Origin of the sequence: Glycomyces dulcitolivorans, from assembly GCF_003265355.1 — a bacterium.
Classification (GTDB): domain Bacteria; phylum Actinomycetota; class Actinomycetes; order Mycobacteriales; family Micromonosporaceae; genus Glycomyces; species Glycomyces dulcitolivorans.
In genome coordinates, this window is sequence record NZ_QFRW01000086.1 from 1 (window position 1) to 10,698 (window position 10,698).

The window sequence follows — 10,698 nt, forward strand, 5'->3', positions numbered from 1 at the left end:
GGTGTCGCGGCGGCGCGGGCGCTGCGGCGGGAGCCGGACGGCGCGAGGTTCGTCGTCGACGGGTCGTCCGCGGCGGGGCCGCGGCGCTTGGCCGGGGCCAGGCGGAGGGTCTGAGGCGAGTCGGGCATGCCGTTCAGGTCGGCGTAGCCGGGGGCGGCGGGCTCGCGGAACTCGGTGGGGGGCGAGGTGTACGCGCCGTAGAGCCCTTGGGACGCAGGCGAAGGCGCGTGCGGCGGGTCGTCGGTGACGCGCGGGATGATCCCGGTCGAGGCCTCGGGGATGCTCGCGAGGAACTCGCGGAACTCGACCGCGGTCGGGCGCCCGTCGGGGTTGTTGATGAGCGCCGTGCGCAGCATCTCCAGCAGCAGCGGCGAGATGCCGGGGATCGCCGGGATCGGCAGGTCGAACAGGGCCGCGACCTCGTTGATGTCGAGGTTCCCGTCGGCGGGGAAGCGCGGCGGGTTGCCCGAGAGCATCGCGTAGAGGGTGGCCGCGAGCGAGTACACGTCGGCGCTGGGGCCGACGTGCTGCATCTGGAAGACCTCCAGCGGCGCGTACGCGGGGGTCGCCATCATCGAGAACCGTTCGCCCGGACGGGGGACGGGGATGAGGCTGGAGAGCCCGAAGTCGGCGAGCACGGCGTGGCCGTGGTGGTCGATGAGGAGATTCGCGGGCTTGATGTCGCGGTGGACGATCCCGGCCTCGTGGGCCGCGGCGAGCGCGTCGGCGATGCGGATGCCGATCTCGATCGTGCGGTGCGGGGGGATGGTCGTGTGGCGGTCGAGCAGGTCGGCGACGGACCCGCGGCAGCGCTCCATGACGACGTACGGGTTCGCCTGGTGGGTGAGGCCGGCGGAGAGCATCTTGACGACGCACGGGTGGTCGGAGAGGCGCCCGGCGGTCTGGACCTCGTGGCGGAAGCGCTCGCGGGAGGCGTCGTCGGTGAGGGGGCGGGCCTCGATCTTCACCGCGACCTCGGAGCCGTCGTCGAAGCGCGTGGCGCTGAACACCGTGGAGTAGGCGCCGCGGTCAATCTCGCTGAAGCCGGTGAGCCGCTCGATGCCGTGGAGGAGGGCTTCGGGGTCGGCCTCGGTCCGCGCCCGGGGCGGGGTGAACGTCGCGGTCGGCGAGCCGTTCGGGGTGAGGGGACCGGTCGGGGCACCGTAGGACGACATGGTGTCCACTGGAAGCAGCCTCCGTTCTCGGCGAGCGAGCTTGCCGAAATGGGTCTTGCATGGTTCAGGTCGTGCGCGGGTCAGCGCATGTGGGGGGCGCGCCGCGGCGCGGTCTGGGTCACTCGGGCCTGGGGGATCCGAGTCATGGGACCTATCGGATAACGGTACGGCAACGCGCCCACGATTCTGTATACCCCTAGACGAAGAGCCAGCGATAACTGGCCGAACGGATGATATGTCGCTTCCCGAGGGCGAAGTCCCGGTGGCGCATAGTGAACGCATCCCCCGTGTAGCGCGCGGGAGGACGGGCATTCCGGCGGCGTTCGCGGGAGTGCCCGTCCGCCCGCCGCGTCCTCCGCCCCTCATCAGGCCCCGGCGACCTGGACGTCGTCGAAGGCGTTCGAGGCTTCGAGGTAGCGCGCGGCCCAGGCGGTCGCTTCAGGGTCTTCGCCGAAGGACTTCAGCGCGATCCCGGCCCACTTCACGGCCTCCTCGGGGCGGCCGTCCTCGTCGAGCAGGCGCGCGTAGCGGGCCACGATGGCCCGGCGCGGGCGCCCCAGGGACGGCTCGTCGTAGTGGGCCGCAAGGGGTTCGAGCATCCGCAGCGCTTCGGCGCGGTCGCCCTTGGCGGCGCGCACGTCGGCCAGGAGCGCGGTGTTGGCCGCGCGGCCCGGCTCCAGGACGTCGTCGGTGACCAGCGCGAGCGCCTCCTCCGCCGCGGCTTCCGCGGTGGCGGGGTCGCCGGCTTCGAGGGCGCAGCGGCCTCTGAGGTTGTGCGCCAGGCTGATCAGGAGCGGGTGGCCGGTCTTCGCGCCGTACTCCTCGGCGCCGGCGGCGAGGTCGAGGGCGTGGTCGAGCGCGCCGATCGAGCGGGCCGCGAGGGCCCGGACGTACTTGGCGAAGCCGCGTCCCCAGTCGTCGTCGATCCGCTCGAAGTCGCGGAAGGACTTGCGCGCCAACGCGTCGGCGCCTTCGGGGTGGCCGAGGGCAATCTGGGCGGCGGCGCCGATGGCGCGCAGGAGCCCGACGGCGAACACGTCACCGGAGCGCTCGCCGATCGGCATGAACACATCGGACAGTCGCTTGGCCTCGGTGAAGCGCCCGGCCATGAGGAGCGCGAACGCGGAGACGCCGCGGACCCACGCCCGGCCGACCAGGTCCATCTGGCGCGCAAAGGCTTTCGCCGCTTCGCGGAGGACCTCGTCGGCGCCGTCGAAGTCGCCGCGGGCCACGAGGACCCAGGCGCGGTGCTGGAGGGCCCAGGCGAGGCGCTTGTCGTCGCCGACGCCGACCGCGACGTCGTAGGCGTCGAGGAAGCGGGCCTCGGCCTCGGACAGGTGCCCGGCGAGGAAGTCGAGGAGGCCGATGCGGCACTGGGCGTCGCAGCGCGGCCCGGCCAGGCCCTCGCGCCTCGACAGCGCCAGCGCGGCCGTCCAGGCCCCGCGGGCCTCGGCGAGCTCGCCCTTGTAGCGGTGGAGGCGGCCGCGGAGCAGCAGCAGCTGGGCCACGAGCTCGGAGGCGTCCTCGGGGAAGTCGTCGCCGAAGAGCCGCACGGACGGGTGGTCGTCGTCGGCGTGGTCGTCGTCGGGGATGAGCCCGATGTCGATGGCGAGGCCCTCGATCTCGGCTTCGGCCTCGACGGTCCGGCCGAGGCGGGTGAGGGCCCGGCCGCGCAGGAGGCGGTCGTCGAAGGAGAGCGTGGCGATGCGCTGGACGCCGTTGAGCAGGGCGACGGCGCGCTCGGGCTCGGAGGCGTCCATGGCGCGGTCGGCCTGCTTGCGGACGGCGTCGACGGCGAGCGGGAGGACGTTCCAGACCTCGTCGATCGCCTCGATCTCGACTTCGCGCGCGAGGGTGACGGCCTGCTCGGCGTGGAAGACGACCAGGTCGTCGGCGCTCTGGCCTTCGAGCTCGGTGTCGGCGGCCCAGCGGGCGATCTCGGCGTGCGCGTGCGCGGCGTCGGCTTTCCCGATGGGCGCGTAGGCGGCCTGGCGCAGCAGCGGGGTGACGAAGCGGTAGCCGCCGTAGGAGCGGCGGCGCAGCATGCGGCGGTCGAGGAGCTCCTGGAGCGCGATGTCGAACTCGCCGGGGACCTCCTTTTCCAGCAGCTGGGTGGCCTCGGGCGGGACCGCGTCGCCGAAGATGGAGGCGGCGCGCAGCAGCGAGCGCGCGGCGGGCGTCAGGGCGTCGATGCGGGCGCCGAGGACCTGCGCGAGGTCGCGCGAGAGGACGCGCCCCATGAGCGACCCGGCGGCGAGGCGCCACTGGTCGCCGGTGCCGGAGAGGAGGCCCTGCTCGGTGAGGAGCGTGACCAGTTCGGCGAGGTAGTACGGGTTCCCCTGCGCGAAACCGAGGAGGCGGTCCTCGTCGGGCTTGGGCAGGCGCCCGCCCCCGAGGAACTCGCGGAGCAGCCGCGCGGCGTCGGCGCCGGCGAGCGGAGGCAGCGGGTGGACTTCGGCCTCGGAGATCCGAGTCAAGACACCAGAAGACCGGGTGAGCTCGGGCCGCCCGTACAAGAGCACCAGGACAGGCCCATGAATCTTGGCAAGAGCAACACCAAGGGCATCAATGCCGTCAGCGGACGCCGTATGCAGGTCGTCGATGATGAGGACCAGCGGCCCGTGCGTCGACATGTGCGTGATGAGCTCGGCGACGGCCTCGGGGATCGTGTACGCGTCGGACTGCTGCCCGGTGAACCCCCCGACCCGGTCGGTCGCCCCGGGGCGGCCGTGGCCGAGGAGGCCCAGGAGCAGGGTGATGTTCAGGCGGCACTCGCCGTGGTCGGCGTGCCCGTCGACGATCCGCCGCAGCTTCGCCTCGGCGGTGGCCCGGTCGTCGTCGAACCGCAGGCCGGCGGCCTTGCGGACCAAGTCGGCGAGCGGTCCGAAGCGGCGGCCCTCGCCGTAAGGAGCAACCCGGACGGTCAGAACCCGGGCACCACGCTCAGTAGCGAGGGTCCGCACCTCACGGGCGAACCGAGTCTTCCCCATACCAGCCTCAGCGGTATGAATCAGCACCAAAGGCTCACTGCGGTCGATAACGGCTTCAAGCCGTCCCGTGACACGCCCGATCTCGGCGTCCCGCCCGATGAACGGCGCGGTGTCCCCGAGACTGGCCCGCGTCCCGGGCTCGTCCTCCAGGCCCAGGAGCTGGAACACGTCGACGGGCTCACGCTTGCCCTTGAGACGCACGGGAGTCAGCCTCCGCCAGGCGGCGGCGTGCTTGGTGGCGCGCATGGTCTCCTCGCCGGCCCAGATGGTGCCGACGGAGGCGATCGCGCAGATGCGCGCGGCGGTGTTCACGGTGTCGCCGATGACGGTGTACTCAAGATTCGCCTGCATACCGGCCACGACCAGCCCGGACCGCAGCCCGATCCGAAGCCCGATCGGCAATCCCCCGCCAGATTCAGCCTTCAAAAGCCTGCGAACACGCTTCTGCATGGCCTGAGCGGCGCGAACAGCCCGCTCTGCATCATCTTCATGCGAAAGGGGAGCGCCGAACACGGCCATGATGCCGTCCCCGGTCAACTTGTCGACATGCCCGCCGAACTCGTTCACGGCGGAAACACACTCGGCCAGGAGCCGGTCCGTGACCGACGAGACCCGCTCGGGGTCGAGGCTCTCCGACCACGTGGTGAAGTCGGAGAGGTCGCCGAAGAGCACCGTGACGTAGCGCCGCTCAGTCTGAGGAGCGGTCGCTTCCGGTGACAGGGGCGCGCCGCAGTTGTGGCAGTAGCGCGCGCCCGGCACGGTGGGCACGGAACAGAACGGGCAGGTCACAGCAGCACCAACGCCGAAACAGGGCTGTGTTGTTCCCCACTCCTTGTGGGAACGGGGACGATCTTGCGATTCACGGTGGCAAGGATACGTGGCCTACCTGACAGATACCTGTGTGCGGCGGCACAAATCCCCGAGCAGGGGACCAACCCCTCCCCCGTTATCGCCGACCCCCACCCGAACGGCTGATCCGGTTACGATCATGCCGTTGAGCTGCACCCCTCACCCCTCGCACATGAAAGACACCCCATATGGCCCCTCCCCCCGAGCCCGAGCCCGAGCGACGGCTCCTGAAGCTCCGACCCAACCGGCGCAACTACGCGATCCTGGTGATCGCCGGCGCGCCGTTCGCGGTGTTCTCGGCGTACACATTGCCGCTCGACATCGGCCTTTGGAACCACCTCGTCAACCTGGTCGTCTCCCCGGGGATCGCAAGCTTCTACGTCGGACTGCTCGGACTGCTCGGCGTCTTCTCGTACCGGTACCGCCTCGGCGACCAGGTGCTGGAGGTCCGCAGCTACGGGTGGGTCGTCCGCACCCACCCCGGGCGGGGCTACGACCGGATCGAGATCGTCAACGGCAAGCTCTACCAGACCAAGGACAACGGCAGCACCCGCAGGATTCGGATCTGGACCTGGCTGATCAACTCCGACGACTGGGCCGTATTCAAGGCCGTCGCACCGCCCAAACCACCCGAGCCCGAGCCCGAGCTGCTGACCGTCCGCTACAACCGCCGCCGGGTGGCGTGGCTGCTGGTGGCGAGCATTCCGATCACGCTAGTCGGCCTCTTCATGTGGTCACGCGCCAGTGCCTTCTCAACCTTCACAAGCCTCGAATTCTGGCTGTCCTACCTGGCCTTTATCGCCGGGTTCAATGGAGCAGCTCTGTCGATCAGGGCCCTCAGCCACAAGGTCTGCTTCAGCTACGACCCTCGACGCCGCGTGGTAACCGGCCGGAATCGGTGGAGCGGGCGCACCCGGTGGTATCCGACCAATCCATCAGAGCGGCTTGAGTACTCGGTCTCCACCGGGACCGTCTACAGGGTCGCCGCCGACGGCAAGCGGCGCCGGTTCATCCGGGCATCGCGCTGGCTCCGCGAAGACGACTGGGCCGCCTTCATCGACAACATGTTCGCCACCACCGAGATGCCCTTCCGCCCATCGGGATCCGAATCCGAGATCCAAGTGAGGGTCAATCTGCTGCGGGCCGGTTCTGTTGCCGCGATCGGGCTCGGGCTGGGATTCGTGTTCGTCGTGCTCGACCCGGGTCAACCTGGCTTCTGGTTCGAATTCCTGTACGGCATAGCGACCGCGACATGCGTTCTCTCAGGAATCGATGCGGCGAAGCCGCTGTGGTTCAGGAGGTTCCTGACATTCGATCCTGGCAAGGGTCGAGTCATCCTCCGCCCTGGGACGAAGCGCCTCACCGTGTTCCCTTCAAGCGGATTCGAGCGCATCGAGTACTCGATCTACGACGCCCGGGTCTACGAAGTGCGGGCGAACGGAGAGCGGAGGCAGTTGCCCATCCCCCGGGGGTACATGAACCGCACGGACTGGCAGAAGTTCGCCGACGCGATGATCGCCCACCGCCAGGAGCAGTCGGTCACCGGTGAACCCAGCTGAACGGCTGATCCGGTTACGATCATGCCGTTGAGCTGCACCCCCTCGCACATGAAAGACACCCATATGGACCCCGAACCCTCGACTCCTCGGAACCCGGAGGAGGAACTGGAGCAATTCCGGCTGCTCCTCACAGCGGATGGCACCTCGCAGAGCCTGGACACTGCTGCAACCGCGCAGGGCGTGATCACCGTCAGGTCCAAGCGCCGCCTGCTCAAGCGGGCGGCTGCGATCAGCTGGTCGCTGGTTCCTGTGACGTTCGCGCTCAGCTTCTACTTGATCATCGCTTTGGGGATCGAAAGCCGACCTCTCATGTTTGCCCTGGAGTTCCCGCCGTTGTTCGTCGCGGCTTTCTGCACGGTCTTCCTGGCGCAGAAGAACTTCTTCACTTACGACGTGAGGCAGCGGCGGTTCGGTCAGGCCGCCTGGGCGACTCGCCGATGGCGCAACGGAGACCGACTCGAATACTCGATCTATCTCGCGAGACTCGAACGGGTCCGTGCAAGCGGCAAGCAACGCGGTCTCGCCCGGAACGGGTATCTGGTCGACCAGGACTCGTGGACCGAGTTCGTTGCCGTCTTCTTGGCACACCAGGCCGAACAAGCGAGCGGTAGCGAGAACTCCGACACGGCCCCTGAGATTCAACCGCCCACTGCTGCACCAGTCGAACCGGAACCCATGGTCAAGGTCGGCATACGCTGGCGGTTCTTCACAGGCCTCCTACTCGCCGGGCTGGGCCTCGCAATGCTCAACTTCGTCCTATGGCTCGACCTCCGCGCGGTCGGCGACCCATTCGGGCCCTCGTTGATCGCGGCCGTCGGCTACATCCTCTTTGGCGCCCTTCCGCTCATCCTCAGGCCGGTACTCATTTACGACGTCGGCCGGGTCAGCGTCAAGTACCCCGGCCGAGCGGCCCGGGAGTTCCCGCGTCCCGGGTACGAACGGCTCGAATACTCGGTTTACACCGGGTGCCTCTGCGAAGTACGCGCCGACGGCACCCGTCGGCGCGTCGCCAGGGGCTGGGCGCGCGAGCAGGCCGCCTGGAAGGTGTTCGTCGACCGGTTCCTGGACGACCACGCCTCCTCGCGGGACGGTGTTGGCCAAGAGATGACGCGATGAAAGCCCCGGCCCCGTCGCTGTTGATCACCGGTCCGAACCGCGTCCTGTTCGGGTGGACGCTCGCGGTCGCCGCGGCGGCTGCGATCGTGTTCGCGGTGCTCACCGCCGTGGGAGTCGTCGACATGTCGCTGCAGGCGCTGCTCGTCGGCGGTCCGGCCGGAGCCGTCGGCGGATGCATTGTCGTCCTCGCGGGAAGGCACCGGATCGGGTACGACCCGCGGGCCCGCTCGCTGGTGTCGGTCGGCCGCAAGACCTACCGGCAGGTGTTCTCCCAGCCCGCTTTCGAGCACGTCGAGTACTCGTCAGCGCGGAATCGCGTCTACGGCGTCCGCGCCGACGGGCGCCGGCAGCGAGCGCCCTATCCGGCCTGGAGTTACGACCGGCGGGAGTGGGCCGCGATGACGGCCCGGATGCCGAAGGCGCCCGAGTAGACGCCGAGGCCCGGCCCGCGCAAGCGGACCGGGCCTCGAATCGGCTCGTCTTAAGCGGTGACCAGGCTGGCCTTCTGGAATTCCTTGACCGAGGTGTAGCCGGTCTTGGCCATGGCTCGGCGGAGGCCTCCGAAGAGGTTCTGGGAGCCGTCGGAGGAATTGCTGGGGCCGTAGAGGATGGCTTCGAGGTCGGGGACCTCGACGTCGCCGGAGTCTCCCGGGCGGAAGCGGCCGCGGGGGAGCTTCGGGTGGGAGGCGGCGGAGTGCCACCAGGCGCCGGCGGCCGGGGACTCGGCGGCGTCGGCGAGGATCGAGCCGAGCATGACCGAGTCGGCGCCGCAGGCGAGGGCCTTGGCGATCGCGCCCGAGTTGGTGATCTCGCCGTCGGCGATGAGGTGGACGTAGCGTCCGCCGGTCTCGTCGAGGTAGTCGCGGCGGGCCGCGGCGGCCTCGACGATGGCCGAGGCCATCGGGACGTCGATGCCGAGCACGGTGTCGGTGGTCGACCAGTCGTCGGAGCCGACCCCGACGATGACGCCAGCCGCGCCCGTGCGCATCAGGTGCATCGCGGTCTTGTAGTTGGTGGCCCCGCCGACGACGACGGGAATGTCGAGGTCCGCGATGAACTGCTTCAGGTTCAGGACGTCGCCGCCGGAGGAGACGTGCTCCGCCGAGACGATGGTGCCCTGGATGACCAGCAGGTCCACCCCGGCCTCGACCGCGAGCGGCGCGAGTTCGGCGGTGTGCTGCGGGCTGAAGCGGATCGCCGTGGTGATCCCGCCGGCGCGGATCTCGGCGATCCGCTCGGCGATGAGCTCGGGCTTCACCGGCTCGGCGTAGATCTCCTGGAGGCGCTCGATCGCGTTCTCCGCCGGCGTGTCGGCGAGCTCCTTGAGCAGCGAGGTCGGGTCGACGTAGCGACACCAGAGCCCCTCGCCGTTCAGGACGCCGAGGCCGCCGAGGCGGCCCATCTCGATCACGGAAGCCGGGCTCATCGTCGCATCGGACGGGTGCGCCACGGCAGGGATCTCGAACCGGTAGGCGTCGAGCTGCCATTCGGTGGAGACGTCGTCGATGTCCCGGGTCCGCCGGGTCGGCACGAGCGCCACTTCGGACAGCCGCCAGCCGCGCGCCACGATCTTGCCGGGGCCGATCTCGACCAATTCCCGCACAGTCTCTCCTCCTACCGGGCCCGACTACCGCGTGTGGTAGTTGGGCGCTTCCACGGTCATCTGGATGTCGTGCGGGTGGCTCTCCTTGAGGCCCGCAGCGGTGATCCGGACCAGACGTCCGCGTTCATGCATCCCTTCGATGGTACCGGCCCCGGTGTAGCCCATCGCGATGCGCAGACCGCCGACCAGCTGGTAGACCACCTGTGCGAGGGTCCCGCGATAGGGGACCTGGCCCTCGACGCCCTCGGGGACGAGCTTGTCGTTGGAGTCGACCGCATCCTGGAAGTAGCGGTCCTTGGAGTAGGACTTCGCCTGGCCACGGGACTGCATGGCCCCGAGGGAACCCATGCCGCGGTAGGACTTGAACTGCTTGCCGTTCATGTAGATCAGCTCGCCGGGGCTCTCCGCGCACCCTGCGAACAGCTGTCCCATCATGACCGTGGAGGCGCCGGCGACGATGGCCTTGGCGATGTCGCCGGAGTACTGGATGCCGCCGTCGGCGATGACGGGGACGCCGCGCTCGCGGGCGACGCGGACGGTGTCCATGATCGCCGAGACCTGGGGCGCGCCCACGCCCGCGACGACGCGGGTGGTGCAGATCGCGCCGGGGCCGACGCCGACCTTGATGCCGTCGACGCCCGCCTCGATCATGGCGGCCGCGGCGCCGGCGGTGACGATGTTGCCGCCGATGATGTCGACCTTGTGGCCGAAGTCCTTGGAGATCGACGCGATCATGTCGAGGACGCCGCGGGAGTGCCCGTGGGAGGAGTCGACGACCAGGAGGTCGACGCCCGCCTCGACGAGCTGCCCGGCGCGCGCGTACTGGTCGTCGCCGACGCCGATGGCGCCGCCGACGCGCAGGCGCCCGGAGTCGTCCTTCGACGCGTTCGGGAACTCCTCGCGCTTGGCGAAGTCCTTGACGGTGATGAGGCCGCGCAGGTAGCCGTCGGCGTCGACGATCGGGAGCTTCTCGATCTTGTGGCGCTTGAGCAGTTCGAGGGCCTCGTCGTTGGAGACGCCCTCGGGCGCGGTGACCAGGTTCTCCCTGGTCATCACGGTCGAGACCTTCACGGAGAGGTCCGACTCGAAGCGCATGTCGCGGTTGGTGATGATGCCGACGAGCTTGCCCTTCTCGTCGGTCACGGGGAGGCCGGAGATGCGGTACTTGCCGCAGAGCTTGTCGACCTGGTCGAGGGTGTCCTCGGGCGAGCACGTGACCGGGTCGGCGACCATGCCGGACTCGGAGCGCTTGACGAGGTCCACCTGCTGGGCCTGCTCCTCGGCCGGGAGGTTGCGGTGGAGGATGCCGAGGCCGCCGAGGCGGGCCATGGCGATCGCCATGCGGGCCTCGGTGACGGTGTCCATCGGCGCGGTCAGGAGCGGCACCGAGATGCGGATGTTGCGGG

7 protein-coding genes are annotated in these 10,698 nt (G+C 69.6%); 3 read left to right on the plus strand and 4 right to left on the minus strand.

Annotated elements, in window-relative coordinates:
• Together DI269_RS09410 and DI269_RS09415 are read right to left on the minus strand one after the other, a co-directional pair.
• Window positions 1-1,175 (minus strand): serine/threonine-protein kinase (locus DI269_RS09410; RefSeq protein ID WP_232822686.1); only part of this gene is annotated, 1,175 nt, incomplete at its 3' end.
• Window positions 1,176-1,540: 365 nt separating this feature from the next.
• Window positions 1,541-4,954, minus strand: a complete 3,414-nt coding sequence (locus DI269_RS09415) for an adenylate/guanylate cyclase domain-containing protein (RefSeq protein WP_112135060.1) — start codon at window positions 4,952-4,954, stop codon at window positions 1,541-1,543.
• A 326-nt stretch (window positions 4,955-5,280) separates the two neighbouring features.
• Here DI269_RS09415 and DI269_RS09420 point away from each other — a divergent pair, with 326 nt between their 5' ends.
• The 3 genes from DI269_RS09420 (at window position 5,281) to DI269_RS09430 (ending at window position 8,120) form a co-directional block, all read left to right on the plus strand.
• Window positions 5,281-6,573: a hypothetical protein gene (locus DI269_RS09420; protein WP_157974864.1), complete on the plus strand. Its 1,293-nt coding sequence runs from the start codon at window positions 5,281-5,283 to the stop codon at window positions 6,571-6,573.
• A 63-nt stretch (window positions 6,574-6,636) separates the two neighbouring features.
• Window positions 6,637-7,689 (plus strand): hypothetical protein, encoded by a 1,053-nt coding sequence (locus tag DI269_RS09425; RefSeq protein WP_112135064.1) that lies wholly within the window; start codon window positions 6,637-6,639, stop codon window positions 7,687-7,689.
• Window positions 7,686-8,120 carry a hypothetical protein gene (locus tag DI269_RS09430; protein ID WP_157974865.1) on the plus strand — a complete coding sequence of 145 codons (435 nt, stop codon included), beginning with the start codon at window positions 7,686-7,688 and terminating at the stop codon, window positions 8,118-8,120. The genes DI269_RS09425 and DI269_RS09430 overlap by 4 nt, the downstream gene beginning before the upstream one ends.
• 50 nt (window positions 8,121-8,170) lie before the next feature.
• Here the strand turns inward: DI269_RS09430 and DI269_RS09435 are convergent, their stop codons facing one another.
• Together DI269_RS09435 and guaB are read right to left on the minus strand one after the other, a co-directional pair.
• Window positions 8,171-9,292 carry a GuaB3 family IMP dehydrogenase-related protein gene (locus DI269_RS09435; protein WP_112135068.1) on the minus strand — a complete coding sequence of 374 codons (1,122 nt, stop codon included), beginning with the start codon at window positions 9,290-9,292 and terminating at the stop codon, window positions 8,171-8,173.
• A 24-nt stretch (window positions 9,293-9,316) separates the two neighbouring features.
• Window positions 9,317-10,698, minus strand: a 1,382-nt coding sequence (gene guaB / locus DI269_RS09440; protein WP_112135156.1) for an IMP dehydrogenase, incomplete at its 5' end; no start/stop codon positions are given.

Bases quoted from the DNA above. Each gene is read 5' to 3' on its own strand.
- DI269_RS09425 (WP_112135064.1), top strand. From the start codon at position 6,637: ATGGACCCCGAACCCTCGACTCCTCGGAACCCGGAGGAGGAACTGGAG.
- DI269_RS09430 (WP_157974865.1), top strand. From the start codon at position 7,686: ATGAAAGCCCCGGCCCCGTCGCTGTTGATCACCGGTCCGAACCGCGTC.